The organism is Ruegeria sp. G10, from assembly GCF_056533645.1.
Genome location: NZ_JBQFOQ010000002.1, coordinates 292831 through 319282, shown reverse-complemented (window position 1 = coordinate 319282; position 26452 = coordinate 292831). Strand labels below are relative to the sequence as shown.

At 60.4% G+C, this 26452-nt stretch carries 26 protein-coding genes; 11 read left to right on the top strand and 15 right to left on the bottom strand.

Annotated elements, in window-relative coordinates:
• Positions 1-34: 34 nt before the first annotated feature.
• The 12 genes from ACR0KM_RS05270 to ACR0KM_RS05215 all read right to left on the bottom strand — a co-directional run bounded on the left by ACR0KM_RS05270 (position 35) and on the right by ACR0KM_RS05215 (position 11546).
• Complete coding sequence (locus ACR0KM_RS05270; protein WP_480858066.1) at positions 35-298, bottom strand: hypothetical protein; 264 nt, start codon at positions 296-298, stop codon at positions 35-37.
• Complete coding sequence (locus ACR0KM_RS05265; RefSeq protein ID WP_480858064.1) at positions 255-1778, bottom strand: cytochrome D1 domain-containing protein; 1524 nt, start codon at positions 1776-1778, stop codon at positions 255-257. The genes ACR0KM_RS05270 and ACR0KM_RS05265 overlap by 44 nt, the downstream gene beginning before the upstream one ends.
• Before the next feature lie 76 nt (positions 1779-1854).
• Positions 1855-3069 (bottom strand): heme d1 biosynthesis radical SAM protein NirJ, encoded by a 1215-nt coding sequence (nirJ, locus tag ACR0KM_RS05260; RefSeq protein WP_480858062.1) that lies wholly within the window; start codon positions 3067-3069, stop codon positions 1855-1857.
• 3 nt (positions 3070-3072) lie between these two features.
• Positions 3073-3555 carry a siroheme decarboxylase subunit beta gene (ahbB, locus tag ACR0KM_RS05255; protein ID WP_480732058.1) on the bottom strand — a complete coding sequence of 161 codons (483 nt, stop codon included), beginning with the start codon at positions 3553-3555 and terminating at the stop codon, positions 3073-3075.
• The gene (locus ACR0KM_RS05250) at positions 3552-4001 is read right to left on the bottom strand and encodes an Lrp/AsnC family transcriptional regulator (RefSeq protein ID WP_480858059.1); all 450 of its coding nucleotides are present in this window, start codon (positions 3999-4001) and stop codon (positions 3552-3554) included. The genes ahbB (ACR0KM_RS05255) and ACR0KM_RS05250 overlap by 4 nt, the downstream gene beginning before the upstream one ends.
• Entirely contained in the window at positions 3998-4987 is a 990-nt protein-coding gene (gene ahbB, locus ACR0KM_RS05245; RefSeq protein ID WP_480858057.1) for a siroheme decarboxylase subunit beta, read from the bottom strand. Before ahbB (ACR0KM_RS05245) ends, ACR0KM_RS05250 begins: the two co-directional genes overlap by 4 nt.
• Before the next feature lie 3 nt (positions 4988-4990).
• The gene (locus ACR0KM_RS05240) at positions 4991-6136 is read right to left on the bottom strand and encodes a cytochrome D1 domain-containing protein (protein ID WP_480858056.1); all 1146 of its coding nucleotides are present in this window, start codon (positions 6134-6136) and stop codon (positions 4991-4993) included.
• Complete coding sequence (locus tag ACR0KM_RS05235; RefSeq protein ID WP_480858054.1) at positions 6133-6558, bottom strand: c-type cytochrome; 426 nt, start codon at positions 6556-6558, stop codon at positions 6133-6135. The genes ACR0KM_RS05240 and ACR0KM_RS05235 overlap by 4 nt, the downstream gene beginning before the upstream one ends.
• Positions 6551-7312: a uroporphyrinogen-III C-methyltransferase gene (cobA, locus tag ACR0KM_RS05230; RefSeq protein ID WP_480858052.1), complete on the bottom strand. Its 762-nt coding sequence runs from the start codon at positions 7310-7312 to the stop codon at positions 6551-6553. The genes ACR0KM_RS05235 and cobA overlap by 8 nt, the downstream gene beginning before the upstream one ends.
• A gap of 189 nt (positions 7313-7501) precedes the next feature.
• On the bottom strand, positions 7502-7909 hold the full coding sequence (locus ACR0KM_RS05225; protein ID WP_480820439.1) for a cupredoxin domain-containing protein: 408 nt from the start codon (positions 7907-7909) through the stop codon (positions 7502-7504).
• A 50-nt stretch (positions 7910-7959) separates the two neighbouring features.
• Complete coding sequence (locus tag ACR0KM_RS05220) at positions 7960-9744, bottom strand: NapC/NirT family cytochrome c (protein ID WP_480858050.1); 1785 nt, start codon at positions 9742-9744, stop codon at positions 7960-7962.
• A gap of 125 nt (positions 9745-9869) precedes the next feature.
• Positions 9870-11546, bottom strand: a complete 1677-nt coding sequence (locus ACR0KM_RS05215; protein WP_480820443.1) for a cytochrome D1 domain-containing protein — start codon at positions 11544-11546, stop codon at positions 9870-9872.
• Positions 11547-11777: 231 nt separating this feature from the next.
• Here ACR0KM_RS05215 and ACR0KM_RS05210 point away from each other — a divergent pair, with 231 nt between their 5' ends.
• The 7 genes from ACR0KM_RS05210 (at position 11778) to ACR0KM_RS05180 (ending at position 18504) form a co-directional block, all read left to right on the top strand.
• A complete protein-coding gene (locus ACR0KM_RS05210; protein WP_480858048.1) occupies positions 11778-12965 on the top strand; it encodes an NnrS family protein in 1188 nt (395 codons plus the stop codon).
• Between the two features lie 120 nt (positions 12966-13085).
• Entirely contained in the window at positions 13086-13535 is a 450-nt protein-coding gene (locus ACR0KM_RS05205) for a c-type cytochrome (protein WP_480519992.1), read from the top strand.
• Positions 13536-13551: 16 nt separating this feature from the next.
• Positions 13552-14919, top strand: a complete 1368-nt coding sequence (locus ACR0KM_RS05200) for a cbb3-type cytochrome c oxidase subunit I (RefSeq protein WP_480519990.1) — start codon at positions 13552-13554, stop codon at positions 14917-14919.
• Positions 14920-14924: 5 nt separating this feature from the next.
• Entirely contained in the window at positions 14925-15734 is an 810-nt protein-coding gene (locus tag ACR0KM_RS05195) for an AAA family ATPase (protein WP_480858046.1), read from the top strand.
• Positions 15735-15743: 9 nt separating this feature from the next.
• Positions 15744-17666 carry a nitric oxide reductase activation protein NorD gene (locus tag ACR0KM_RS05190; RefSeq protein WP_480858044.1) on the top strand — a complete coding sequence of 641 codons (1923 nt, stop codon included), beginning with the start codon at positions 15744-15746 and terminating at the stop codon, positions 17664-17666.
• Positions 17663-18211: a cytochrome c oxidase subunit 3 gene (locus ACR0KM_RS05185; RefSeq protein ID WP_480858042.1), complete on the top strand. Its 549-nt coding sequence runs from the start codon at positions 17663-17665 to the stop codon at positions 18209-18211. Before ACR0KM_RS05190 ends, ACR0KM_RS05185 begins: the two co-directional genes overlap by 4 nt.
• A 5-nt stretch (positions 18212-18216) precedes the next feature.
• The gene (locus ACR0KM_RS05180) at positions 18217-18504 is read left to right on the top strand and encodes a cytochrome C oxidase subunit IV family protein (protein ID WP_480858041.1); all 288 of its coding nucleotides are present in this window, start codon (positions 18217-18219) and stop codon (positions 18502-18504) included.
• Positions 18505-18559: 55 nt separating this feature from the next.
• Here ACR0KM_RS05180 and hemA read toward each other — a convergent pair whose 3' ends face one another.
• On the bottom strand, positions 18560-19783 hold the full coding sequence (gene hemA / locus ACR0KM_RS05175) for a 5-aminolevulinate synthase (RefSeq protein ID WP_480858039.1): 1224 nt from the start codon (positions 19781-19783) through the stop codon (positions 18560-18562).
• Positions 19784-19962: 179 nt separating this feature from the next.
• On the opposite strand from hemA, the gene ACR0KM_RS05170 reads away from it, so the two are divergent.
• Together ACR0KM_RS05170 and ACR0KM_RS05165 are read left to right on the top strand one after the other, a co-directional pair.
• The gene (locus ACR0KM_RS05170; RefSeq protein ID WP_480820458.1) at positions 19963-20655 is read left to right on the top strand and encodes a Crp/Fnr family transcriptional regulator; all 693 of its coding nucleotides are present in this window, start codon (positions 19963-19965) and stop codon (positions 20653-20655) included.
• Positions 20656-20850: 195 nt separating this feature from the next.
• Positions 20851-21882 (top strand): alcohol dehydrogenase catalytic domain-containing protein, encoded by a 1032-nt coding sequence (locus tag ACR0KM_RS05165; RefSeq protein WP_480858037.1) that lies wholly within the window; start codon positions 20851-20853, stop codon positions 21880-21882.
• Here the strand turns inward: ACR0KM_RS05165 and ACR0KM_RS05160 are convergent.
• The gene (locus ACR0KM_RS05160; protein ID WP_480858035.1) at positions 21872-23530 is read right to left on the bottom strand and encodes an amidohydrolase; all 1659 of its coding nucleotides are present in this window, start codon (positions 23528-23530) and stop codon (positions 21872-21874) included. The genes ACR0KM_RS05165 and ACR0KM_RS05160 overlap by 11 nt on opposite strands.
• A 19-nt stretch (positions 23531-23549) precedes the next feature.
• Entirely contained in the window at positions 23550-24344 is a 795-nt protein-coding gene (locus ACR0KM_RS05155) for a carbon-nitrogen hydrolase family protein (protein ID WP_480858034.1), read from the bottom strand.
• 127 nt (positions 24345-24471) lie between these two features.
• Here ACR0KM_RS05155 and ACR0KM_RS05150 point away from each other — a divergent pair, with 127 nt between their 5' ends.
• Complete coding sequence (locus ACR0KM_RS05150; RefSeq protein WP_480858032.1) at positions 24472-25380, top strand: LysR family transcriptional regulator; 909 nt, start codon at positions 24472-24474, stop codon at positions 25378-25380.
• A 92-nt stretch (positions 25381-25472) separates the two neighbouring features.
• Positions 25473-26435, top strand: coding sequence for an agmatinase (gene speB, locus ACR0KM_RS05145; RefSeq protein WP_480858030.1), 963 nt, complete (start codon positions 25473-25475; stop codon positions 26433-26435).
• The last annotated feature ends 17 nt before the right edge of the window (positions 26436-26452 follow it).

Below are 26452 nucleotides of genomic sequence, written 5' to 3'. Positions count from 1 at the left end.
AAAATTAATCAAATTCGAAAATTTGCATTTATAATCAACCGCCTGCTTCATCCATCAACCCGCGCACCCAACGCCCTGCCAACCAGGCCGCAGGGGCACCTGATGGGATGGACCACAGGATCGCAGAGATCGGGCTGATGGCACCAAAACCCGCACTATGCAGGATTAACCCGGCTAGAAACAGGTTGATGGCCACGGTCAAAGCCGTGGCCGGATAGAGCAGGATAGCCAGTTTCCAGACCGGCCATTTGCCCTCAGTGGCTGGTGCCTTCCGAGAAGGTGATTTTGTTCCAGACATTATACTTCCCAGAGGGTTTGCGCATCCGCAGGCGGCGCACTTCTTCCAGCGTCTGCGCGTCATAAACAATCACCGCGCCGTCATCCTCCCAGATGGAAACCAGCGCGTGGCTGCCATCCTTCGTGAACTCCACATGCGCCACGGTCTTGCCGGGGGCAGGGCGCAAGGTCTTAACGATCTCAAGGCTCTGCTTGTCGATCACATGCATGGCGTCTTTGTTGGGGCCAAAGAACACATCGGCCCAGACATACGGCGAATTCTCATGGCTGCGCATGAAGAAACCCGGCCCTTCGGTCTTAATCCGTTTGACCGTTTCCCATGTCTCCATGTCGATCACTGACACGGTGCCATCGGTCAGATGTGGTGTCGCCATCACGGTGGTATCGCCATGTTTCCACGTAATACCCGAACCTAAGTGAGGCATCCCCGGCAGGTCCAGATCGGCCACCTTATGACCGATCACCAGATCGATTACCTGTCCACCCTTGCCATCGCGCGAGGCACCCATCACGTATTCATAGCTCTGGTCGAAAAAGAAGTCGTCCAAATAGTCGGGCGTCGTGATCTTGCGCACTGGGAAGGGATCAGGGTTTTTGAACTGCCCCTCGATGCGGAAATCATGCCCCAGCCCGAATTGCGGCGGGTTGGCGCCGTAAAACACTTCCCAAATCTCGGGCACATCTTTCAGTGCCAGCACAAAGCTCTCACGGGGCGGCGCCTGATAGACGGCCGAAACGCGGCTGGGAGTGCCCTTCTTGCTTTTGACCTCGACAACCTTCGCCACCGACAGATCTTCGGTCGACAGCAACGTCAGCGAGTTCGGTAGGTAATTCGCCACAGCCACCCATTTGCCATCGCCCGACATCGCGATGTTGCGGCTGTTCAAACCCGCGCGCACGCGGCCCACCTGCTGCAAAGCCCAGATGTCATATTTCTGCACCCAGCCATCGCGCGACATGATGAACACATACCGCCCATCGGGGCTGAACTTCGGCCCGCCATGCACGGCAAAAGGTGTCTCGAACCTGTCCAGAACCTCGAACGTATCCCCGTCCAGCACGCTGACATGGTGGTCACCGGTTTCAACCGCCAGAGTGATGTTCATCGGGTCGCTGTTCCAAACGGGCGCGTCCACCGCTGCATAGTCTTCGTCCAGAATACGGCTGGCCATGATATCGGCTTCACCCCATTCTGGATCAGTCTCCAGCGGAGATTTTAGCCAGCCCGCTAGCTCTTCGATCCGAAGCGCATCAAGCTCATGCGAGAACGCTGGCATCTGAGTCGCGGTCCGACCTTCGGCGATGACCGCCGCCACACGCGGCCCCCGCATCCGTTTCAGTGTCTCAGGGATCAACGCAGGACCAACCCCGCCCAGACGGTTCTCGCCATGACAGGACGCACAGAATTCAGCATAGTCCGAAGGCGCATCCGCCCAGGCTGCGCCCACACTCAGGACCGAACACAGGGCCCCGATCTTCATCTTTTTAAAAATACTCCCGCCGGAGGCTCCTGCCCTCGCCACACGCGTAACGGCCGGGCCGGCAGGACCAAGGATTTCAAAAGAACTGATGCGCCGGATCATGGCTTTTCCCCCGGAACGGCGTGACCTGCAGGCGCTCGCCTGCATCTTCAACACCGATCTCTTGATTTGACAGATAGCAGGCCGGATCCTCGGCCCACGGATCGCCAGTCAGTTGCAGCGCCCGGATACGGGTGTTGCCGCCGCAGACGTCCTTGAGCTGACAGGCCCCGCAGCGCCCCTTCAGCGGGCGCGGACGGGTGCGCAGCATCGCCAGCATCGGGTCATCGCTGGTCCACAGCTCGGAGAACGGTTTGGTCTTCACATTGCCAACCGTGTAATCCGACCAATAGGTGTCGGGATGCACGCGGCCCAGATTGTCGATATTGGCCACGCCCAGCCCGCTGGAGTTTCCACCCCACGCTGCCAGATGCTCTCGCACATGTGCCGCTTTGTCGGCGTCGAAATGCGCCCGGACCCAGTTCAGGCAATACCCGGCATCGGCATCATTGTTGCCGGTCACGATGTCCAGCGGGCGGCCCCCGGATGCGGCCTCCCACGCGCGTTCCAGCAGCAGGTCCAGACCGGTGCGGGTGCGCAGATGTTCGGCATCCTCGCCCCGGTTTTTGTCGCCGCGCCCGGCATAGACAAGGTGGGACAGATAGAACTTGTCGACACCCTCATCATCGCACAGCTTCAACAGGTCAGGCAGATGATGCTGGGTGCCTTCGGTCAGGCAGAACCGCAGGCCCACTTTGATACCGCGTTTCTTGCATTCGCGCACGCCGCGCAGGGCGTCGGCAAAGGCGCCTTCAACGCCGCGGAACCAGTCATTCGTGGCGCCGATCCCGTCCAGCGAGATGCCCACATAGTTGAACCCCACATCGGCGATCATGTCTGCGGTTTCGTCGTAGATCCGGGTGCCGTTCGTGGACAGCGCCAGCATCGGCACCAGGTCACGCGCACGTTTGGCAATGTCGAAGAAATCGAACCGATCTAATGGTTCCCCACCCGAGAGGATCAGGGCCGGGACGCGAAATTGGCCCAGATCCTCAAGGGTTACCATGGCTTGCTCGTGGCTGAGCTCGCCGGGGAAGGCCACATCCGCCGAGACGGTGTAGCAATGGCGGCATTTCAGGTTGCAGCGCCGGGTCAGGTTCCAGATTACCACTGGCTTCACGGGACCGGGGCGGCGTTTTCGCACCGGGGTCGGCTTGACCAACTGGTGCATGTATTCGGTCAGGCGGAACATATCTCAGCCTTTCGTTTTCAGGCGCAGCCCGGTCTTTTTCAGGATGCGCGTGGAATAGAGGATATCTTTCGCCCGGCAGGCCTCGCCCAGAATGGCCGCGATCTCGGCGCGCTTCTCCTCGACCTCGGCCCGGTCGGTGCCGTGGACCATGGCAAACAAGTTATAGGGCCAGTCAGGCAGCGCGCGGGGGCGTTCATAGCAATGGGTGACAAAGGGCAGAAGGCCGATCTGGGTGCCCATCTCGGCCACTTGATCATCCGCCACATCCCACACGGTCATGCCGTTCGACGTCATGCCCAGCTTGTAGTGATTGGGGGCCGCCGCAATGCGCCGGATTACACCGCGCGATTTCATGTCGGCGAGGCGGAACATCAGGGTGTCTTCATCCAGACCCAACCCCTCGGCCACCTGCGCGTAAGGCGCAGGCACCAGCGGCAGGCCGCCTTGCAGCGCCTCGATGATCTCTCTGTCTTTTGCGTCGATCATGCTGCCACCCGGAAGCCGATGAAAAATTCCTGAAGTTTGGGAAATTGCAGGACTGCGATCCCGGTTTCCCGTTCGATGGCCTCGGCTGCGGTTACAATCCCTTCGGGTGTTTCGGTCGCCAGAACGAACCACATATTCAGCCGGTGCGTGCGCTCATAATTATGCGCGACCTCCGGATGCGCATTGACTTTGGTCAGGACGGTTTCGAAATCCTGCGGAGCTACGGCCATCGCGCACAGGCAGAAGGCTCCGCCCATTGCGGCCGCGTCGAAGAAGGGGCCGAAACGGGTGATGACGCGGTCTTCTTTCATGCGGGTCATGCGGCTCAGAAGGTCGGATTCCGCGATCCCCAGTTCCTCGGCGATCACCGCGTAGGGGTGCGAGGTCAAAGGCAAGTCGTCCTGCATCCGGTTTAGGATGGCGCGGTCTGTATCGTCGAGTGTCATGCCGCCACCTCTTTCGCCTGAATCAGCGCGCCGGTTTGCTTGAAGCAACGGGTCGAGAATAGAACCTTGTGCCGCGCACCAGCCAGTTCCGGCAGGGCGGTGGCATTGGCCAGAACTTCAAGCGCTTCGGGGCGTGAGCGGGCGTGGATCATGGAATAAAGGCGATAGGGCCAGACGCCTTCGACCGGGTTGCGCTCATAACAGAGCGTCACGCCTGGATGAGCGGCCAGCGCCGGACCTGCGGCGCCAACCTGATCGGCCGGCATATCCCAGACTACCATCGCATTGGCCGACCAGCCCAAAGCGCGGTGGCGTACGATGACGCCGAGGCGCGAGATGATCCCGGCCGCGTGTAGGGCCTCGATCCGTCCCATCACATCGACTGTGCTGCGGCTTAAGGACCGGGCCAGCGCGGCAAAGGGTTCCGCGACCAGCGACAGCCCGGAACTGAGCGCCTGCAACAGGGGCCGGTCGCCGTCCTGCATGGCTGAACAATCTATCTTGCGGGGGCCGGGAACATTGCGGGTCTCGCCCGACATCCGGAACCCCAGATCGACGTTGAACGGGCGCACCAGCCGCAGGTCCAGCACGCGCAATCCGGTGCGGCGGCTGATCCGAGCAAGCGTTTCGTTCACATGCGCCCGATCCGGGCCGGTGGCCACGAACCAGAGGTTCCAGTCATCCTCGCGCTGGTAATTGTGGTTCACGCCGGGTTCCGCATCGATCAGGGCGGCGACCTCTTCCAGACGCGCGTCAGGGGCGGCGACAGCGGCAAGGGTGCTGGCGGATACCGCGCCGGGCGCGATGGTCGCGCCTACCCGGGTGATGCGCCCGGTCTTGCGCATCCGCGCCAGCCGGTCGAGCACTTCGGCCTCGTCCAGACCAAGCGCGTCGGCCAAAACCTGAAACGGACGCGTGGTGATGGGGAAATCGCGCTGGAACTCGTCCAGCAGACGGCAATCGATGGGGTCAGTGATATGTTGCATCGGTTACAGCCCCGTTCTGTGCGCGCGGGCGGTGAAGAAAATGCCGGAGGGGCTGTCGGCCTCGATCTCGCGCAGTTTCTCGAAGCTCTGCGTGTCGTAGACCATGACCTTGTTGGCATCGCGCACGCTGATCCAGACCTCATGCCCGCGTGGTGTGAACTCCATATGCAGCACGGCAGGGCCGGGTTTGAATTCGTGGATGATCTCTTTGCTGACGGAATCGATCACCTGAATCGTGTCGTTCAACGGGTGGGCGAAATTCACCCAAACCTGCCGCCCGTCAGGCCGCGCCATTGCAAAGACCGGCTGGCCATGAGTCTGCGTGCGCCCGGTTTCGGTCAGGGTGTCCGCATCGATCCAAAGAACCTCGTGATGGCCGACGGCCGGCAGAACGAACTCGCGCCCCGTCAGCGCCCAGCCCTCCAGATGGGGCATCTTGTAAACCGGCATTTCCTCTTGCCCGCGCCCGTAGTTGGGCAGCACGCGGATCGGTTCGGGCGTCTCAGACCACAAGTCCAGCGCGGTTAAGCCATCCTCGCCAAAGAGGCCGGTGATATAGGTCCGTCCGTTGGCGGTGATCAGCGCATCATAGGGGTTCTTGCCCATATCGGGGATCTTGGTGATCGCCGGGTCGCCCTTGGCGAAATCGGCAATCCAGGTCTCGCCCGTGTCCCACATGGTGAACACGAACCGGCGACCGGGCGCATCGACCAGCCCGATGGTTTTGCTGTCGGTGGGAATGTCGGCGACCATGTCCAACGTGTCCGCATCAAAGACCCGCACTCCACCGGGTTCATAATTCGACACGGCGACCAGCTTGCCGTCATCCGAAATCGCACCGCCGATGGCGTTGCCCGCCTGCACGACACGGTTCACGATCTGGCGGGTGACGATATCGACCTTGGTTAGCCCACCGTCACGGCCGAACACATAGGCAAAGCGTTCGTCGGGCGAATAGACCAGCGAGGCATGGGACAGGTCGCCCAGCCCTTCGATCCGGGCCAGCGCGGCGCGGTCGGATTGATCGACCAGCAGGACCGAGCCCTTGGCGCGTTCGATCACAAGGCCCAGGTCTCCGGTGGCTGTGGGTTCCGCCTGTGCTGTGGTCATCAGCAGCGTGGCGGCAAGAGTGAGGATAAGCTGTTTCATTGTGCCTCCTGTGCCAGCAGGTAACGGGCGATCCATTCGGCCTCTTCTTCGCTGATCAGGGGCCGCCAGGGGGGCATCGCGGTGTCGGGGATGCCATCGAGGATCACGCCGGTCAGAACCTCGGCGTCGTAGTGTTCAAGGGTTTCGGACCGCAGATCGGGGCCAAGGCCGCCCTTCAGCGACAGCCCGTGACACGAGCCGCAATCCTGATGCACAAGCCGTTTCAGGGCGTTGGGGTCGAGCGTGTCGGCGGCGAATGCTGTTGTGGCCACAAGCACTGCGGTTGTCAGGACAGCGCGCGCGGTCCAACCGGATCGCCCGGCGGCAACGCCGGGCCGCGCCCGACCCTCCCCCCGGGAGGGCGCTTCTCGCCCACCCAGGGTCGGGCGCGGCCCTAATTTCTTAGAGCCAAGCTTAGCCATGAGCCTGCTCCAATAACTCAGCCACTGGCTGTTCCGCATAAAGCGAAACCACCTTGCCGATAATGAACAGTGTCGGTGCCTTCAGATCAGCCGCGCGCACATCCGCAGCCAGCCGATCCAGCCGCGAGACCAGACGGCGTTCATCTGGTGTGGTGGCCTTTCCGACGGCCAGTACCGGGGTCGAGCCGGGCAGGTTCTCGGTCATCAGCCCCATGGCGATCTGGCCGATATTGGCGACGCCCATATAGACGACCAGCGTCGAGTCGGGGTCGGCCAGGCGTTTCCAGTCCAGATCCAGCACCTTGTCGGCCTGACGGTGCCCGGTGACATATTGCACCGAGGTCGCCAACCCGCGATGGGTCAGCGGTACGCCGGTAGAGCAGGACGCGCCCTGCGCGGCCGTGATCCCCGGCGCGTATTCGACCGGGATGCCGTTGGCCATCAGATGCGCGGCCTCTTCCGAGCCACGGCCAAAGATCATCGGATCGCCGCCCTTGAGCCGCGCAACCGTGTGACCGGCGCTGGCCTCTTCAACGAGGATGTCATTGATGCGATCCTGCGGCACGGTGTGGCATTTGGGAGCCTTGCCCACCGGGATCAGCCGCGCACCTGCCGCGTGCAGGTTCAGGATATCGGCCGAGACCAGACGGTCGTAAACCACGACATCCGCCTCTTGCAGCATCCGCAGGGCGCGCAGGGTCATCAGTTCGGGGTCGCCGGGGCCTGCGCCAATCAGAAAAACCTTACCGCTCATGTGTGAACTCGCTTGGTCTGAATGTTCGTTGAGCCCGGAGGTCCTGCGCGATCCGGTGACGTTGCTGGGTGAGCCGGGCGTGTCATGGGGTCAGACTGGCGCAATCCAAAACAAACCTCCTTGACTAAAGTTAAGGAGCGCGGGTTTTGCGCCCGCGCTCCTCTTTCGTGCCTGTATGGTTGCCTCGGCTCAGGGTTCGACGGTGATCATTCCGATCATGTTCTGTGTTTCCCAATGCGGCCCGCACAGGTATTCCTGCGGACCGGGGGTAAGAAAGGTCAGATCCACCGATTCCTCGGGAAACAGCCGGTCACTTTCGGGTTCGCTGCCGTCTTTCAGCAGGACCGAATGGCTGGTGCGTTTGTCGACGTTTACCCAGCGCACCGTGGTGCCTGCCTTGACCGTCAATTCGACCGGGCAAAAGAGATATTTGTACATCAGCACCACCTCGGCATCTTCAACAGCCGATGACGGCTGGCCGAACAGCTCGACATAGCGCTCTTCGGCCTCGGCGCAGGTGGCGGCGATGTCGTCATCTGCGGCCAGCGCGGGGGATGCCAGAAGCAGCAGGGCAGGAAGAAGGTTTTGGGGTTTCATCGACCTCTCCTTAGGGTTGGGAAAGGGCCGGGCTGTCCGGCCCCGATCTGTTACTGTTTGACCACGTTGATAAAGGCGCTGTCATCATCCAGCGCCAGGCTGGTATCCAACGTCACGTGGTGGAACCGTGCGGCGGCAAAGTCATCGTGGATGGCAAAGCCGACCGTATAGGTCTGACCGGATGCCAGCGGCACGTCACCGGCTGCCCCCGAGTTCAGCGGGCGGGTGAATACGACCGTCCAGAGGCCGCCGTCCAGGCTAGCGGAGGCGGCGATCTCGCCGTCATTGACCACGCGCTGTTCCAGCAGGTAGCCATTGGTGGCGCTGCCGTCCGCATAGACGCGCATCAGGTCCAGATAGGTGCCATCGGCCAGATACTGTTCGATCTGCTCGGCGGCCTGCAGCTTGTCCCAACCGCCCAGAGGCTTGCCCCGGCGGCCTTTGGTGTCGACCTCGGTGCGGCTTTCGCTGAGGTATTTGGTCACCGTATCCTGCGCGGTCATGCGACTGGAGAAGTCGCCATTGGCCGCAATCGCATCCGCACCCGGATCAAAGGGCATATAGGTGTTGTCTGCGTGACACGAGGCCCAGCAACCCACCTGATCACCCATCTCGATGCCAGTGCCGGTGATCATCATCGCCACTTTGATCTGGTTGTCGGGGTCCATTTTGCCGCCATCGACGAAGGGGGCAGGGTTGTGGCCCGCATCCGGCCATTGCAGGCGGATATACAGGTTCTCGTCATCATGGGCCGCCTGTACGGTTGCATCGATGACGCCACGCTTACCGGGGATCGGCGTTGGTTCCAGATCGCCACCGGCCACGATCTTGTTACCGATCGCGTCCAGTTCTGCGGCGTGACAGGTGGTGCATTTGTCGCCGCCTTTGGTCAAAGGACGTGCGCCGCCATGCGATCTACCGTTCTGGACCCATTCGAACGAAGCCTGACCCGGATAGAACAGCTTCATATCCGCACTTGGAACAGCGGCCCAATCGATATTGGTGCCGACATCGCTGCCGCCACCCGCTGGTGCTGCGGCTTCTTCGCCTGCAGCCTTGGCGCGTTCTTCGGCTACAGCGGCATCCACGGCGGCTGCGATCTGCGCCTGTACCGCCTCTTGCTGCGCTGCGCGGGCGGCTTTTTCAGCCTCGGCGTCGGCGGCTTCCTTGGCTTCGATGCGTTCCAGGCTGGCCAGATATTCAGCCGGGATCTCGCGAATGAACGCTGGGTTTGGGGCTTCGAGTTCTTCCAGGTAATCCTCATCCGCCCGATCACGGGCATCCGAGTGCGCAATCCCCTTGTGGCAGTCGATACAGGTCTGACCAACGGTCATCGCGTTCAGGTGTTGCTGCCGCGCGCGGGGTTTTTGGAATTCGGGCATCATGGATTCAAAATCGTGGCAGTTGCGGCATTCGCGCGAGTCGGTGGCTTTCATCCGCTCCCATTCGTTCATCGCCAGATGCACGCGCTTGGCTTCGAATTTCTCGCGCGTGTTGATGGTGCCGACCATCTTGCCATACAGCTCTTTGGACGCTTTGATCTTGCGGATCATCTTATGCGTCCAGTCCTTGGGCACGTGACAGTCGGAACAGACCGCGCCCACGCCGGACCGGTTCACGTCATGGATCGTGCCGGTGTATTCTTCGTAGACGAAGTCACGCATCTCGTGGCACGAAACGCAGAATTCCTTGGTGTTGGTCGCTTCCATGGCGGTGTTGAACCCGCCCCAGAAGATGATGCCGGCGGCAAAGGCCGCAGCGATGCCGGCCACGGGCATTCCCCACAGGAAATACCGGCGCCAGATCGGTTTTTTCTTTTCCGGTTCCGAGGTCATATCCGGGCTCCGTTTTGGCTTTCTTCTCTGGCCTTCGGTGTCAGGCCTGTGGATTTGGCTGATGTGTCAAACGTGGAAAGGGCGGGCGAGGGGCCCGCCCTTTCCGGTGTCAGTTGCTGAACCCGTCAGGTGACGTGGTTCGAACGGTTGTAGACGTTGAACTTACCGGTCGGAGCAAACAGCCCCTTCACGCGACCGATCTCTTCCAGCGTTTTGGCGTCGAAGATCACGATCTCACCGTTAGGTTCTTTCGAGGTCGAGCGGTTCCACTTGGAAACCCAAACCTCGGTGCCGTCCTGGTTGAACTCGAAGTGGACGGCGACGTTGCCTTCCTCTTCGGTGATCTGGATCGTTTTTGCGATCTCACCGGTTGCCTTGTCGATCACCTGCACCGATTGCTGAATTTCAGGCTCAGGGTGCTTGGTCTGGTCGGCCCAGATGTAATCCGAGTTCGGGTGTGTCCGAATGAACAGACCGGGTCCGTCAGTTTCCACCTCATAGCAAGTCTGCCATGCCTGATCCGGGTGACCTTCGGGGTCGTTGCCCCAAACGGTGACTGTGCCTTCGCCCAGGTGGGTTGTACCGGCAACGGGACCGCAATTCGGGTCATCCCAGTTGGCGCCGGGGCCGGGGTGCGGCAACGGTGCTGTATCGATCAGGGCCTCCAGCTTGTGAGTCTGGGTGTCCACGACAACCATCTTGTTCGACGCGTTTGCGGCGATCTGGAAGTAACGACCGGTTGGGTCGAAGAAACCGTCATGCAGGAACTTGGCGCTGTCGATCTTGTCGATACGCAGATTGTCCAGGTCGGTGTAATCCACTTGCCATAGCTGGCCGAGTTCCTTGACTGCGACGATCCATGTGGGCTCGTTCGGGGTGGTGTAGATGGCGGCCACACGGCTTTCTTCCACATAGTCCCCGTCCACGTTCACACCGCGGGTCGAGACGACCTTTTTCGGCTCCATGGTTTCGGCATCGACGATCGCGAAATGCGGAGGCCAATAGGCACCACCGATGACATATTTGCCATCACCAGATACGGCCACGTCGCGGGCGTCATACCCGATGGTAACCTCGGCCACGAGCATATTCTCGGGCTGTTGCCACAGGTCGATTTTAGTCATCTTGCCGTCGCGGCCCATGGTGTACCAGAAGCGGCCCGGATTTTCCGGTTCTTCCAGCTTGTGGTGCTCGGAGGCTTTCAGAACGTGCACCGCGTAGCCTGTCGGGATATGGGCCAACACTTCTTTGGTGTCGCCGTCGATCACGGCTACCTTGCCCACGTCACGTTCGATGACCACGAAGAAGTTTTCCCAGTTGCGGCCATGCAGCGGCTCGGACGGATAGTCTTCGGGTTCGACATAGACCTTGCGGGTCGCCATCATCTGTTCAAGCGACATCTCGGGCGGCTTGGGCGGCTCCATCTGAATATAGGTCGCCATGTCGCGGATCTCGTCCTCGGTCATAACGTCCGAGAAGTTGTTCATCCCGCCTTCGGTACCCCAAGCGATGATCCGTTCGAGTCGTTCCTGACCCAGCTTGAGGGTCCCGGACTCGGTGACAGTTCCATCGGCATTTTTCGTTTCTACCAATGGCTCAAGGCTTTTACCTGTCGCGCCTTTGCGCAACACGCCGTGGCAGCCCGCGCACCGCTCAAAGTAAAGCTGTTTCGATGATTCAAAGGCTTCCTTGCTTAGGGTTGGTTCGTCGGCGAAGGTTGGCGCAGCGACGCTGCCCAGCAGCATCGCCAAACCGACCCCAAAGGCGCGGCCAGTTCTGTTGTAGCTGATTCCAAGTGACATGATCACTCTCCATTTACTGGTGAGGCAGACCCAAGAGTGGGACATCACGCGGATGTCATCCTTGACGAAAGTCAACGGAAGGGACGCAAAACGTGCCGCCGGGTAAAAAATGCGTCCAATAAAATAAGCGTTTTTGGCGTATGTTTTCTGCGTCTTGACCTTGGTTAAGTCCGCGCAGACCGATCCCCGCTAGGCTGCACGCCAAAGCCATCAAGGCCGAGGAGAGCGGGCATGTCGGCAATCATCGTACGGGTATTTGGCGAAGGGTTTCGGGTGTTTTTCCTGTCTGCCGGGCTATACGGCCTGTTCGTGGGCGGGGTCTGGGGCGTCTGGCTGATGATGCAGACCGGCGCGGTGCCTTACAGCGATCCGTCCTACGCCATGACCCCGCCGATGTGGCACGCGCACGAGATGATCTTTGGCTATGCCACCGCCGCGCTGGGCGGGTTTTTCCTGACTGCCGTGCCAAACTGGACCGGAGCGCCCGAGGCGCGCGCCCGGTTCATCACCCTGGCCGCGGGCCTGTGGCTGCTGGGTCGTCTGGCGATGTGGTTCTCGGGCCTGTTGCCGCCGGTTCTGGTGGCGGTGCTTGATCTGGCCTTCGTGCCGATTCTTGCGGCGAAGATCGCGACTCAGCTGATCCGTCGGCCAAAACCGCAGAATATGGTGTTCCTGCTGCTGCTCAGCCTGATCTGGATTTCCAACCTTCTGACTCATCTCGAATGGATGGGCGTCACAGGCCATAGCCTTGATATCGGCCTGCGCGCAGGGTTGCTGACCTTATGTTCAATGATCGCGATTCTGGGCGGGCGGATCACCCCGGCTTTCACCCGCAACGCAATGAAACGCGACGGCGCGCCCGAGGCGGCGTGGCCCGTCTCGGTGGCGGCGCTGGACAAGGCCGGAATGATCATCGCCCTGCTGCTGCCGCTGAGCGCATTGCTGCTGGGCCTCAGCCCGCTGACCGGAGCAGTCGCGCTGTTGCTTGGCCTCGTGCAGATCCTGCGCATGGTGCGCTGGCGGTCGGCCTGGGCGCTGCGGCAGCCGATCCTGATCGCGCTGCATGTCGGGCTGGGGATGCTGGCGCTGGGCCTGATCCTGTGGGGCATGTCCCTGCTGGGTATCGGTAACGAAATCGCGGCGCTGCATGTACTGGGCATCGGCTGCGTTGGCGGCATGACCCTGGCGGTCATGAGCCGCGCCGCGCTGGGTCATAGCGGGCGGGCGCTGATCGCGCCGCCGCCGATGGCGGTGGCCTACGCGCTGATGGCGCTGGCGGCGATTCTCAGATGGGTGGGGTCGGATCTGACCACTGGCTATCTGACCGTGATGCTGGTGGTGGATGGGCTGTGGATCGGGGCCTTCACGCTTTATCTGATCGCCATGTGGTCGGCCCTGACCGGCCCGCGCGCGGCCTGAATATTCATATATTCCATAGTTTTAACCATTCCCTCACGCAGTCTTGACTTTCGTTAAGGAAGCCCCGCGGCCCAACCGCCATTGTCACCATACGAACTAATCTGCGCAAAGGAGAGCGCAATGCGAGAAGTCATGACAAAGAGCATGGCTCGCAACATATTCTATGGCGGGTCCCTGTTCTTCATCCTCATCTTTCTGGCCCTGTCGGCCCATTCGCACTTGTACATCGTGAATTCCGAGAACTCGGCAAAGCTCGATGAAAGTGTGGTTCGGGGCAAGCATGTCTGGGAAAAACACGCCTGCATCAACTGTCACTCGATCCTCGGCGAAGGGGCCTACTTTGCCCCCGAGGTCGGCAACGTGATGACCCGCTGGGGTGTCCTGGACGACCCGGAATCGGCCTTTGACTCGCTCAAGGGCTGGATGGAAGCACAACCGACCGGCATTCCCGGTCGTCGGCAGATGCCCAATTTCAACCTCAGCGACGACGAGCTGCGTGATCTGACCAACTTCCTGATCTGGACGGACAATATCGACGCGCAGGGCTGGCCGCCCAACGAGGCGGGCTGAGAAAGGGACAAGGACAATGAAATACGAATCCCAAAAAATCGCCTACGCCTACTTTGCCGTAGCCATGGGCCTGTTCGCGATACAGGTGATCGGCGGCCTGCTGGCCGGTCTGATCTATGTATCCCCCAATTTCCTGAGCGAGCTTCTGCCGTTCAACATCGTGCGGATGCTGCACACCAACTCTCTGATCGTCTGGCTGATCCTTGGGTTCTTCGGGGCCGCCTATTTCCTGATCCCGGAAGAGGCCGAGCGTGAGATCCATTCGCCCAAGCTGGCCTATCTACAGCTTATCATCCTTGTGGTTGGCACGCTGGGCGTGGTTGTGACTTACGTCTTCAACCTGTTCGAAGGCAACTGGCTGCTGGGCAAAGAGGGGCGCGAGTTTCTGGAACAGCCCAAATGGGTCAAGGCCGGCATCGTCGTGGCCGCGCTGATCTTCCTTTACAACGTGTCGATGACCGTTCTGAAGGGCAAGAAGACCGCCATCACCAACATCCTGTTGTTGGGTCTTTGGGGGTTGGCGCTGCTGTTCCTGTTTGCCTTCTACAACCCGGGCAACCTGTCGCTGGACAAGCAATACTGGTGGTACGTTGTCCACCTGTGGGTTGAAGGTGTGTGGGAGCTGATCATGGCCTCGATCCTCGCCTACCTGATGCTCAAGCTGACGGGAGTGGACCGTGAGATCGTCGAGAAATGGCTCTATGTCATCGTCGCCGCCGCACTGTTCTCGGGCATCCTTGGCACAGGGCACCACTACTACTGGATCGGTACGCCGGGTTACTGGCAGTGGATCGGGTCGATCTTCTCAAGCCTCGAAGTGATCCCGTTCTTCGCGATGATGGCCTTTGCCTTCGTCATGGTCTGGAAGGGCCGCCGGGACCATCCCAACAAGGCCGCTCTGCTGTGGTCGCTGGGTTGTGCCACATTGGCCTTCTTCGGAGCCGGTGTCTGGGGCTTCCTGCACACGCTGCACGGGGTGAACTACTATACCCACGGTACACAGATCACTGCAGCCCACGGTCACCTGGCCTTCTATGGTGCCTATGTCTGCCTCAACCTGGCGATCTTCAGCTATGCGATGCCGATCCTCAAGAACCGCGATCCCTATAATCAGGTTCTGAACATGGGTTCGTTCTGGCTGATGACCAGCGGCATGGTCTTCATGACCTTCGTGCTGACCTTCGCCGGAACCGTGCAGACGCACATGCAGCGGGTGGTCGGTGACTACTTCATGGATGTGCAGGATCAGGTCGCCATCTTCTACTGGATGCGCCTTGGCTCTGGCATCGTTGTGGTCCTTGGTGCGCTGCTGTTCATCTACTCGATCTGGGTTCCCCGGAAAGAGATCATTGAACCCGGCGCAGCTGAAACCCCTGCGGAGTGATGGATATGGACGGCTCCATGAAACTGAACGAGGGGGCGGCTGACGCCCCCTTCTACCTGCCCCAAGGCGATGAATGCGACGTCTTCTGCGCCGCTTACACCAACGACCTGCCGGTTCTGCTGAAAGGCCCGACAGGCTGCGGCAAAACCCGTTTCGTGGCCCACATGGCCGCCAAGCTTGGCCGCCCGCTTTACACCGTGGCCTGCCACGATGACCTTGCCGCCGCCGACCTGATCGGGCGATATCTGCTGAAAGGCGGCGAAACTGTCTGGGTCGATGGCCCCCTGACCCGCGCGGTGCGCGAAGGCGCGATCTGCTACCTTGATGAGGTGGTCGAGGCCCGCAAGGACGTGACTGTCGTGCTGCACCCGCTGACCGACGACCGGCGCATCCTTCCGATCGATCGCACTGGCGAGGAACTTGAGGCCGCGCCCGGCTTCATGCTGGTGGCATCCTACAACCCCGGATACCAGAATATCCTGAAAACCCTGAAACCCTCGACCCGTCAGCGGTTTATCTCGCTGGAGTTCGACTTCCCATCGCCTGAGATGGAGGCCGAGGTTGTCGCCCAGGAAAGCGGCCTGCCGCTGGAACGTTGCAAGCCGCTGATCCGGCTGGCGAACAAGTTGCGCGGGCTCAAGGGTCAGGACCTTGAGGAAGGCGTCTCCACCCGTCTGGTCGTCTATGCCGCGACGCTGATCGCGCAGGGCATGTCCACCGACCGCGCCATCCTTGCCGCTATGGTTGAACCTCTGACGGATGACGAGGACATCAAACGCGGGCTCCTCGATCTTGTCACGGCTGTCTTTGGGTGAGGCCGGCCGATGGTCAGGATCGATTTTGAGCCATGGGAACCCGAAGAAACGATCGGGAAACTGTGGCACACCCTTGCCAGCCGCCTCGATGCACCTGAGGTGCATGTTGGAGCCGCGGTCGACCTCTCAGAGGTCGCGGGGCGGCTGGCCGTCCTCTTCCGAGGACTTGGGGGTAGCCCGGGCGTTGAATTGCGCCCGGTCTCACCCGAGATTTCACGCCACCGCCTGAGCTGGCGTCGCAAACTGGCAACCGAGGCCGAGTTGATGCCGCGCGCGTCTTTCGATGGCGAAGTCTTGCGCCTGCCCGACCGGTTGGCGGTGTTTCCTGCGCGCGAAGCCAACGGCGCGCTTTATGTCTGGCTGGCCGCCGCTGCCGCCCATGCCGGAACCCGCATTGACGAAGATGATCCGCTGCGCGCCGATCTGCGTGCGTTGATGGCAGCGCAGGACATGGTTGTGGCGACGCTCGACGACGCCCCCGGCCTGCGCCCGCTTTATACCGAGCTTTGCAAAGGTGTCCTGCATCAGCGCGATATTCCCGGCCTTCCCCCTGTTGAGGCCGCAGTGGAAGAACTGATCCGGCACAAGCTGGGCGACCCGGCGCCCCTGTCGCCAAAGGCCGAGCAGCTTCTGACGCTGGACGACGACCTGACCGCCCCGCGCGGCTACCAACCGATGCGCCCGGTGCCCTTGTGGCCCGAGCTGCGCGCCGTTGGCTTTTCCGAACATAACGAGGTCGAAAATCCCGACACCGAGGGCGAGCCCGAAGCATCGGGCGAAAAAACCCACCGCGCCCGCCGCCGCAAATCGGATCAGGCGAACCGCAGCGACAGTTTCATCCTGCATAAGTTCGAAGCGATCCTCAGCTGGGCCGAGTTCTTGAATATCAACCGGCGTATTGATGACGACGACCCCGATAACGCCAAGAAAGCCGCTGACGATCAGGAAGAGATCGGGCTGGGGCAGATCTCCAAGGCCCCGCCCACCAAACTGAAACTGCATCTGGATCTGGCACCCGAGGACGTGAACCGCGAACGCCTGTCTGGCCGCATTCTCTATCCCGAATGGGATGTGCGCACCGGGGAGTACCTGCCGGACCATGTGAACGTTTTGCTATCCGATGCCGACATCCGCGAGGATGCGGCTGAATTCGGCAAAGACCCCGCCACCGCTCGTCGCATCCGCGCCGTCAAACGCCAATTCGAGGCGTTGCGCCCGGGTCGCGTGATGACACGTGGTCATCTGGACGGTGATCAGCTGGATATCGAAGCCGCCGTGCGCGCCGAAACCGACCGCCATGCCAGCGGCGAAGGCAATGAACGCATCTGGATGCAGTCCCGCCCCGAAGCGCGCGATCTGGCGGTCTCGATCCTTCTGGATGTCAGCCGGTCCACCGAAAGCGCCGTCACGGGTCGCGCCGTGATCGACATCGAACGCGAGGCGCTGGCCGCTTTGGCCTGGGGGCTGAATGCCTGCGGCGACGATTTCGCCATCCACGCCTTCAGTTCGCTGAAACGTCAGCGCGTCTATGTGCAGCGCTGCAAACGGTTCGATGAGCCGATGGGCGGCACCGTCGAACAACGTATCGCCTCGCTGCGCCCCGGCCATTACACACGCCTTGGCGCGGCGATCCGTCATTGTTCTGCCGATCTGGCAGAACAGTCCCGCAAGCGTCGGTTGTTACTGGTCATCACTGATGGCAAGCCAAACGATCTGGACCATTACGAAGGCCGCCACGGTATCGAAGACACCTGCATGGCAGTCCGCGAGGCCCGCCGCGCCGGGCAATCTGTCTTTGGCGTCACCATCGACAAAACCGGCAAAAGCTGGTTTCCACGCATGTTCGGTCAAGGCGGGTTCGCCGTCATCCCTGACCCGCACCGCCTGACCATGGCGCTGCCGCAGATCTACCGCCAACTGGTCGGCGCATGAGCGACACTTCCCTGATCGACGAGCTTCCGGGCGAGTTGCTGATGTGGGTGCTGATCATCTCGGAACTGCTGGTCTTTGGCGCCGGGCTGATCGCCTTCATGGGCGTGCGCCTGACCGACCCCGCGGGTTTTGCCGAGGCACAATCGCATCTCTACCGCACTGGCGCGGCGCTCAACACCGCCGTCCTGATCACGTCCGGCTATCTCGCCGCGCAGGCCCTGCACTGGCGGCAAGCCGCGCGCCGCTCCGCCGCCCGAATGGCGCTGATTGCGGCGGCTGCGCTGGGCGTTGTGTTCCTGATCATAAAAGGCGCGGAATACGCAGGCAAAGCCGCGCAAGGCATCACCTACGAGACCCACCCGTTTTTCCTGTTCTACTACCTGCTCACCGGCTTTCACGCCGCCCATGTGCTGGCCGGCATCGCCATCCTGCTGCTGGTCGCGTGGCGCGACGATCCCCGAAACATCGAGGCAGGCGCGCAGTTCTGGCACATGGTCGATCTGGTCTGGATCATGCTCTTCCCCGTGATCTACCTGCTGGGATAAGCGCGATGCCCACACCTTCATCTTTTCAAAAATACTCTCGCCGGAGGCTCCCGAGCTCGCTCACAGGCGCATGGCTCGCCCTTCTGGCGCTCAGCATCGCATCCGCGATCCTGACGCTGCTGCCGATATCCCCCAAATTCCTTGGCGCTTGCATCCTGATCCTGGCACTCACCAAATCCCGCATCATCCTTGCGCGCTATCTCGAGCTTGCCACGAGCCCCGCCTGGCTGCGCGGCTTCATGATGGTGCTGATCAGCTTTGCCGTTGTCATCTTCTCCCTCTACCTGATCTGAAAAAACGCCGCCTCATATGAGACGGCGCAGTCTTCAGCAAAAGGAGGCGTATTGATTATTGGGCGGCCATCGGCATCCGAGCGATCTGGCAGCGGTGCCATAGCTCTGAGAGAGCACCTATCAGATGGTCGATATCCTTGTCTGTATGAACCGGGGACGGTGTGATCCGCAGCCGCTCGGTCCCTTTCGGCACGGTGGGGTAATTGATCGGCTGAATGTAAATCCCGAACTCTTCCAGCAGTGTGTCCGAGATGAATTTGCATTTAACCGGATCGCCCACCATCACCGGGATGATGTGGCTGGGGTTGGGCAGATGCGGGATACCTTCCGCATCCAACCGCGCGCGCACGTGCGCCACGCGGGCCTTTTGCAGGTCGCGCTCGACATTCGATTGCTTCAGATGGCGGATCGACGCAGCGGCCCCTGCGGCAATCGACGGCGGCAGAGCGGTGGTAAAGATGAATCCGCTAGCAAAGCTGCGCACAAAATCACACAACGCCGCAGAGGCCGCGATATAGCCGCCAACCACACCAAAGGCCTTACCCAGAGTGCCCTCAATCACGGTCAGACGGTCCATCAGACCTTCGCGCTCGGCAATACCGCCACCACGCGGGCCGTAAAGGCCAACGGCGTGCACCTCGTCGAGGTAAGTCATCGCGCCGTATTTGTCGGCCAGATCGCAGATCTCTTTGATCGGGGCGATGTCGCCATCCATTGAGTAAACGGACTCGAACGCGACCATCTTCGGTGCGTCCGGATCGGCGGCGGCCAGTTTCGCCTCAAGATCTTCCAGATCATTGTGCTTCCAGATCACCTTCTGCGCGCGCGAATGGCGGATGCCTTCGATCATCGAGGCATGATTCAACGCGTCCGAAAACACGATCAAACCGGGGATTTTCGCGGCCAGGGTACCGAGGGCGGCCCAATTCGAAACATATCCGGAAGTAAACAGAAGCGCGGCTTCTTTTCCGTGCAGCTCGGCCAGCTCGGCCTCTAGCAGCACATGGTCGTGAGTGGTGCCTGATATGTTTCGCGTGCCCCCGGCTCCTGCGCCGCAGCGGTCCAATGCGTCATGCATTGCCTCGATCACAGATGGGTGTTGACCCATGCCAAGGTAGTCGTTGGAACACCAGATGCGCACGTCCCGCTGGACTGAACCATCGGTCTGGCGGGCGTTCGGGAACGATCCGCAGTGGCGTTGCAAGTCAATGAAAACGCGGTAATTTCCCTCGTCCCGCAGGTCGTCCAGACTCTGGGTGAAAAATCGCTCGTAGTTCATCTTGATTGCTCCCCGGATTACTGGCTTTGATCCAAGGGTATGCGTCCGGCGACCCTCGCAACATGACAATAGTCAAGTTGATGCGGGAAAAGACTGGTGCGTTGTTCCCAGCTTTGGCATAGCCTGATCCAGAGGATCGTACTGTTCAGACAATCGATCAGGGAAGCAGGGGAACTTTCTTGGCACATGAAACACAAAAGGCAATCGCGCGGCAGTCGCTATTGCTCAAGAGCTTGCCGGATCAACATGTCGATACGCTGTTGAGTCACGCTATTTGGCGCAGCTACGACCGCGGCGAGACGATTTTCCTGCAGGAAGAAGAGGCCAAGGCCGTTCACGTGGTTCTGGCAGGCTGGGTCAAGCTGTTTCGCATGTCTCCGACCGGGGCAGAGGCGGTGGTGAGCGTCTTTACACGTGGCGAAAGCTTTGGCGAAGCGGTCGCGCTGCGGAATGTCCCTTATCCTGTGTCTGCCGAGGCGGTCTCGGCCTGCGATATCATGCATATTCCCAGCCCGCTCTTGTTGTCGCTGATGAAGGAAGACCCGGAAATCGGAGTGTCGATTCTGGCTTCGACCTTTACCCATCTTCACGCGCTGGTGGCGCAGCTGGAACAGCTCAAGGCGCAGACCGGCGCGCAGCGGGTCGCGGAGTTTTTGCTGGGCCTTTGCGACGACGAAACCAGCGGCTGCGATGTCGAACTGCCCTATGACAAGATGCTGATTGCAGGCCGTCTTGGGATGAAGCCCGAAAGCCTGAGCCGCGCGTTTTCGCGCCTCAAGGCAGTTGGCGTAAAGATTAACCGCAACCATGCCGAGATTGCCGACATCGAACGCCTGCGCGACTATGCCGAGGCTGATCCATCTGAAAAATGAGTGCCGATTGGTCCCGCAAGCCCGTGCCTCGCTTGCGCAGTGAGTAGCGGGGTAGCTTAAGCTGCGCTGTGGCACGGGCTTGCGTCTCCAAGATCAGCCTCGGCAAAGCGTGGATCGTCATGATCTTTCGATCTATGGTTCTGAGAGCATTTTCGGGGTGATCCGGGGCTATCGGGGTGTAACAAACGGGGTGTTATGACTGGTCTTCCAAGCACGATGAAAGCAGCGGTGAGTACGGGGCCGGGTGCCCCTTTGGTGGTGACCGAGATACCCTTGCCGAAGGTCGCCCAAGGTCAGGTTCTGGTGAAACTGGAAAGCTGCGGTATTTGCCACAGCGATCTTCATCTGCGGGACGAGCCGCTACCTGAAAGTGCGTATCCCAGAGTGTTCGGTCATGAAGGCATAGGCCGGGTTGTGGCCGTCGGTGCGGGCACCCGGAATGCACCATCCATCGGCGCGCGTGTCGGGTTGCCATGGCTGTATGACACCTGCCTTGCTTGCAAGCCCTGCAGGTCCGGGCTCGAGAATTACTGTCCCGCGCAACGGGCCCGTGGGGTCGAGCAAGACGGGGCCTTTGCCGAATATGCCGTGCTTGAGGCCTGCTTTGCCCTTGAAATCCCGGATCAGATCGATCCGATCACAGGGGCGCCACTGTTATGCGCTGGGTTGACCGCGTGGAGCGCACTCAAACGGTCCAAGCTGGAGGCAGGGCAGAACGCTCTGATCATCGGTGCCGGGGGCTTGGGACAATACGCGGTTCTGATCGCCAAAGCCCTTGGGGCCCGAGTGATCGTCGTGGACCAGGACCCGGCCAAACTGCGGACGGCGCAAAGGCTTGGGGCGGATCTGGGCATCCTTGCGGGCCCGGATGCCGGGGCGGCCGTGCGTCAGGCCGGGGGCGCCGATGTGACGCTGAACTTCGCGCCCACAGCCAGGGTTTGGGATACGATCAGGGATGCGGTGAACCCGCTGAGCGATATTGTGGCTGTGGCCTTGGTGGATGACCCCGTGGACCTGTCGATGCTGTGGCTGATCGACGGTGGGCATAGGGTGTTCGGCTCGTCCGTTGGAACACGGCAGGACCTGTTGGATTTTCTGGATTTTGCGGCGCAGCGCCCACTCGGGGTGGATGTGGAAACTGTAGCGTTGGATCAGGTCAACTCTGCACTGGATCGGTTGCAGGCCGGGGATGTGACCGGCCGATTGTGCATCGACTTCAGCCTTTAGCGGCGTAGCTGACGACTCCGTTGCAGATCGTCGCTGCCACGTCGGCTTGGCCTGCGTTGCGCTCTGTCAGTTCACGGTCCAGCACCACGATATCGGCCAGCAATCCGGGCGCCAGACGCCCAAACTGTTCGTCGCGGCGGCAGGCATAAGCCCCTTCGCTGGTATAGGCTGCAAGGGTGTCATCAAAACTCAGCCGTTCGTCTTTCTGATCGGGGGCCCAAACCCGTCGGCTAATGGCGATGTCGATACCTGTCAGGGGTGGGAGGGCGGCAATAGGCCAATCGCTTGAAAAGCAAACCCGAGCACCCGCCTCTTTCAGTGTCCGCCATGCATAGGCGTCGGGCCATTGGTCCTGACCGATGATCGAGGTCAAAGGTTCCAACGGGAAATCCCCGCAGCCCGGCGGGTGCGGCGGCATGAATGAGGCGATCACACCCAATTCCGAGAACCGTGGACGATCGGCGGGGTCAAGCAACTCAATATGTTCGACGCGGTGGCGGTTTCCCATCGCGCCGTTTGCCTCAAGTGCGGCCTGATAACCGTCCAGAACAACTTTCACGGATGCATCCCCAATGGCGTGCACCGCAATCTGAAAGCCGCGCCGGTCCAGTTCCGTCGCCAGCTCGGCAAAGCGTGCTGGGTCATGAAGGGGCGCGCTTTTGTGGCCGGGCGTGCCGGGATAGTCCTGTATTCGATAGGCCGTTTGCACATCCAAAGTGCCGTCCATGAAGAATTTGACGCGGTTGCACCACAACATCTCGCTGTTCAAATCGCGGCGCATTCTTTCAGCGATCTCAATGTTCTCGGCTGGCGCACCGGGAGTGAAGTGAAAGGGCAATTCCAGCCGACAGTACAAATCGCCTTCGGCCTCGATCTCTTTTAGCAACCCGGCCTGGTAGAGATTGCCGTCCATGTTGATGATCGTGGTGATCCCGTGGCGTGCGCAATAGCGCAGCCCTGCGCGCAAAAGCGCTTTGTCCGCCTCACGCTGGTCGCGCGTCACATGCCCGGCGGGCTCGACGCCCTCCAGCCCCAGAACCTCGCGCCCGCCATGGCGGCCAAGCGCCTGAATCGCGCTGACGGCGGGCGGTTCGATCAACGTGCCCGTGGCGAGCCCGTTTGCGTCCAGTTCTATGTGAGACGCAGGGCCCAAATCCCGTCCTTGCATGACACCTGCGGCATACAAAGCGGCAGTATTCGCCCAACCGTTGTGGAAATCGGCGCTTTGCAGCAACAGCGGCCGATCCGGGCAAATCGCGTCCAGTATATGCCGATCCGCATTGCGTCCGCCGTCAAACGCGTCATAGGCCAAGCCCTGCGCCACGAGCAGGGTTTCGTCAGGGTTTTGGCTGGAAAAATCCTGTATCGCGCGGGTTAAAGCAGCGGTACCTGTGATGTTTTCCAACCGCAGCACGGTGGGCGCATAGGCCCCGAAGAAAATGTGCATGTGACTTTCGACAAACCCGGGCAGCACTGTTGCGCCGCCGGCGTCCAAAATTTGGGTCGTCTCCTCACACAAGGCGCGGATTTCATCATCAGACCCCAACGCTTCGATGCGATTACCCCGAACGAAAAGCGCCTGAAATCCGCTGGCCGAGGCGTCCATCGTTTGGATTGAGCCGTTCAGGATCGCAAGGGATGAGGTCAATACAGAAGTCTCCGACCGGTCACGGGCGCGCCAGCTCAAGCGTCAGCGTATCGGACAGGTACGGATTGTCCGAGCGCGATTGCGCATACTCTCCGGGATCGATCCGGGCCGAGATCATTGCAGGTGCGTCTTGCGGTGCAAACGCCAGACTCTGTCCGTCGGGCGCCACGATCGAGGACATGCCCTGATAGCTATAGCTTTCATCCGTGCCTGCGTGATTGGCGTAGACAATGAAAACCTGGTTCTCGAACGCGCGCACCGGAACCACATGTTGCGTAATGAACGCGCCTGCGGGTCCTTCGGCCATTGCCGTCGGAACGATAATCACCTGCGCGCCAGCCTGTGCCAGTCTGCGGGCGTTTTCCGGAAACTCCACGTCATAGCAGATCAGAAAGCCCAGTTTCAGGCCGTGCATTTCTGTTAAAACTGTTGACCGTTCGGGCGTTTCAAAAATCCCTTTTTCATAGTCGCCATAGAGGCAATTCTTTCGATAGATAAGCGGTGTATCGGTATCGGCGCTGTTGATGATGACAGCGCTGATGTAACGCCGGTTGCCGTCGGCTTCGGGAAAGCCGGTGACAAGGCTGATGCCAAGATCGCGCACCAATTGCTGCAGTTTTTGCACCCATGGACCGTCCTTTGCCTGCGCCAACGTCTGCAGTTCCGGCCCGCGCCCATATCCCGAAATCGCCAGCTCGGGCGCGACCAGCAGATCGGTGCCGTCTGCTTTGGCATCGCGCATGGCCTGTTCCAACTGGATCATCCGGTCTTCGGGGGTGCCGCCCGCCTGCATCTGGAATGCGGTGATTTTCATGTCGGGCCCCTTGTTGTGCTGCAGCGGGATCAAATTTTAAGCGTTTCCCGGCGCGACCGTATTCAGAAAGCCGGTTTTTACAAATAGCGCGTTGCAAACGGATACATTTCTCTGGCTCAATGCAACGATGAAAATCACCGGCTCAGATATCCATCTTTTGACCGTGTTCGACAGTGTTGTGCGCAATCGCGGCTTTTCGGCTGCGCAGGTCGAGCTTGGTCTTAGCCAGCCCACGATCTCGAACCACATTACCGCGTTAGAGGAGCGTCTGGGCGTGCGTCTGTGTCAACGGGGGCGGCGTGGGTTTCTGCTGACCGAGAAGGGGCAGATGGTGCATCAGATCGGCATGGCGCTGCTTGGGACGCTGGACGAACACTCGACCCATCTGGCCGAGTTAAAGGGCAACCTTGTGGGCCGTTTGAAACTGGCCGTGGTCGATGCCACCACGAGCGACAAGAATTTCAAACTGCCACAAGCGATCAAACGCTTCACCGAAGCCGCACCAGCTGTTCGGATTGATCTAGCTATTTCGGAACCGCAGGAGATTTTGCAAGGCATTCTGGACGGTAGCTATCATATCGGGTTCGGAAGTTTTGATAATGTTAGCAATGGTTTGAAACTGACCGATCTATATGAGGAAAACCACGCGCTCTATTGCGCGGATGCGCATCCGCTGTTCGATGTCTCGGAAGAGATGATCTCAGAAGATGTAATTGCGCGTCAGGCCTGGGTGCATCGCGGATACTGGAACCAACAACGGCGGAAGACTCTGAACCCGTCCGAGCGGGACCTGTTCGTGCAAGAGATTGAGGCGCAGCTGATCCTTGTTCTGAGCGGGGCTTATATCGGCCTCTTGCCTTTGCATCTGGCGGTCCCGTTAGAACAACAGGGCCGCCTCCGGCGCCTACCCAACAGCGACGAGGATTACACCTGCATCATGCAGATCGTCACCCGATCCGGGGGCCTGCCCAAAGTAAACGAGCTGTTCATTTCGCTTCTCGAAGAGATTTACGAGGGTGAATACATTGCCAAATGAAAATGTAAGAGTTTGCCCAACGATATTTTTCGACCAACCGCCTCTGGCTAGGGTCTGGCGATAATCGAATGATCAGCGCAACAGGAACCACAATGCCAGACACCGCAAGGCCGCATTTCAATCAACCTCTGGGCGGGAACGAGATGCCGCGTTTCGGTGGCGGAACCACGATGATGCGGCTACCGGCGCAAGACAGCGCGCAGGGGTTGGACGCGTGCTTTGTGGGGATACCGATGGATATCGGCACCTCCAACCGGACCGGAACGCGGCATGGCCCGCGCGCAATCCGTGCCGAAAGCTGTATGCTGCGACCGTTCAATATGGCAACGGGGGCCGCGCCCTTTGCCAATATGCAGGTGGCCGATATTGGCGATGTGGCGATCAACACGTTTGATCTGAAGAAAACCATGGACATCATCACCGACGCCTATGATGAGATTTTGCGTCATGATGTGGTGCCGATCACGCTGGGCGGGGATCACACGCTGACTTATCCAGTCTTGCGGTCCATTGCGCGCAAGCACGGGCCGGTCGCGTTGATCCATGTGGATGCCCATGCCGACACGAATGACGAGATGTTCGGCGAAAAGATCGCCCACGGCACCCCGTTCCGCCGCGCGGTCGAAGATGGCCTGCTGCAAATCGACAAGGTTTTTCAGATCGGGCTGCGCGGCACGGGCTATGCGCCTGACGATTTCGACTGGGGCCGGCAGAAGGGCTTTACCGTCATTCCGGCCGAGGAATGCTGGCACAAGTCTTTGGCCCCTCTGATGCAGGATATCCGTGCCAAGATCGGCGACACGCCAACCTATCTGACCTTTGACATAGACAGTCTGGACCCCGCCTATGCGCCCGGAACCGGGACGGTTGAAATGGGCGGGCTGACCAATATTCAGGCGCTTGAGATCGTGCGCGGCTGCGCGGGGCTGAACCTTGTCGGAACCGATCTGGTCGAGGTCTCGCCGCAATATGATGTCAGCGGTTGCACCGCGCTGATCGGGGCGAACCTGGCGTATGAAATGCTTTGCGTCCTGCCCAAAAACCGGGCCAACTGAACAAAACCAACAGGAGA

What these genes read in the sequence shown, in the direction of transcription:
- speB (WP_480858030.1), top strand. Translation starts at nt 25,473, where the DNA reads ATGCCAGACACCGCAAGGCCGCATTTCAATCAACCTCTGGGCGGGAAC.
- ACR0KM_RS05205 (WP_480519992.1), top strand. Translation starts at nt 13,086, where the DNA reads ATGCGAGAAGTCATGACAAAGAGCATGGCTCGCAACATATTCTATGGC.
- ACR0KM_RS05210 (WP_480858048.1), top strand. Translation starts at nt 11,778, where the DNA reads ATGTCGGCAATCATCGTACGGGTATTTGGCGAAGGGTTTCGGGTGTTT.
- ACR0KM_RS05215 (WP_480820443.1), bottom strand. Translation starts at nt 11,546, where the DNA reads ATGTCACTTGGAATCAGCTACAACAGAACTGGCCGCGCCTTTGGGGTC.
- ahbB (WP_480858057.1), bottom strand. Translation starts at nt 4,987, where the DNA reads ATGCAACATATCACTGACCCCATCGATTGCCGTCTGCTGGACGAGTTC.
- ACR0KM_RS05220 (WP_480858050.1), bottom strand. Translation starts at nt 9,744, where the DNA reads ATGACCTCGGAACCGGAAAAGAAAAAACCGATCTGGCGCCGGTATTTC.
- ACR0KM_RS05225 (WP_480820439.1), bottom strand. Translation starts at nt 7,909, where the DNA reads ATGAAACCCCAAAACCTTCTTCCTGCCCTGCTGCTTCTGGCATCCCCC.
- ACR0KM_RS05155 (WP_480858034.1), bottom strand. Translation starts at nt 24,344, where the DNA reads ATGAAAATCACCGCATTCCAGATGCAGGCGGGCGGCACCCCCGAAGAC.
- ACR0KM_RS05150 (WP_480858032.1), top strand. Translation starts at nt 24,472, where the DNA reads ATGAAAATCACCGGCTCAGATATCCATCTTTTGACCGTGTTCGACAGT.
- ACR0KM_RS05195 (WP_480858046.1), top strand. Translation starts at nt 14,925, where the DNA reads ATGGACGGCTCCATGAAACTGAACGAGGGGGCGGCTGACGCCCCCTTC.
- ACR0KM_RS05180 (WP_480858041.1), top strand. Translation starts at nt 18,217, where the DNA reads ATGCCCACACCTTCATCTTTTCAAAAATACTCTCGCCGGAGGCTCCCG.
- ACR0KM_RS05270 (WP_480858066.1), bottom strand. Translation starts at nt 298, where the DNA reads ATGTCTGGAACAAAATCACCTTCTCGGAAGGCACCAGCCACTGAGGGC.
- hemA (WP_480858039.1), bottom strand. Translation starts at nt 19,783, where the DNA reads ATGAACTACGAGCGATTTTTCACCCAGAGTCTGGACGACCTGCGGGAC.
- ACR0KM_RS05190 (WP_480858044.1), top strand. Translation starts at nt 15,744, where the DNA reads ATGGTCAGGATCGATTTTGAGCCATGGGAACCCGAAGAAACGATCGGG.
- ahbB (WP_480732058.1), bottom strand. Translation starts at nt 3,555, where the DNA reads ATGATCGACGCAAAAGACAGAGAGATCATCGAGGCGCTGCAAGGCGGC.
- ACR0KM_RS05165 (WP_480858037.1), top strand. Translation starts at nt 20,851, where the DNA reads ATGACTGGTCTTCCAAGCACGATGAAAGCAGCGGTGAGTACGGGGCCG.
- nirJ (WP_480858062.1), bottom strand. Translation starts at nt 3,069, where the DNA reads ATGTTCCGCCTGACCGAATACATGCACCAGTTGGTCAAGCCGACCCCG.
- ACR0KM_RS05185 (WP_480858042.1), top strand. Translation starts at nt 17,663, where the DNA reads ATGAGCGACACTTCCCTGATCGACGAGCTTCCGGGCGAGTTGCTGATG.
- cobA (WP_480858052.1), bottom strand. Translation starts at nt 7,312, where the DNA reads ATGAGCGGTAAGGTTTTTCTGATTGGCGCAGGCCCCGGCGACCCCGAA.
- ACR0KM_RS05235 (WP_480858054.1), bottom strand. Translation starts at nt 6,558, where the DNA reads ATGGCTAAGCTTGGCTCTAAGAAATTAGGGCCGCGCCCGACCCTGGGT.
- ACR0KM_RS05200 (WP_480519990.1), top strand. Translation starts at nt 13,552, where the DNA reads ATGAAATACGAATCCCAAAAAATCGCCTACGCCTACTTTGCCGTAGCC.
- ACR0KM_RS05250 (WP_480858059.1), bottom strand. Translation starts at nt 4,001, where the DNA reads ATGACACTCGACGATACAGACCGCGCCATCCTAAACCGGATGCAGGAC.
- ACR0KM_RS05265 (WP_480858064.1), bottom strand. Translation starts at nt 1,778, where the DNA reads ATGAAGATCGGGGCCCTGTGTTCGGTCCTGAGTGTGGGCGCAGCCTGG.
- ACR0KM_RS05240 (WP_480858056.1), bottom strand. Translation starts at nt 6,136, where the DNA reads ATGAAACAGCTTATCCTCACTCTTGCCGCCACGCTGCTGATGACCACA.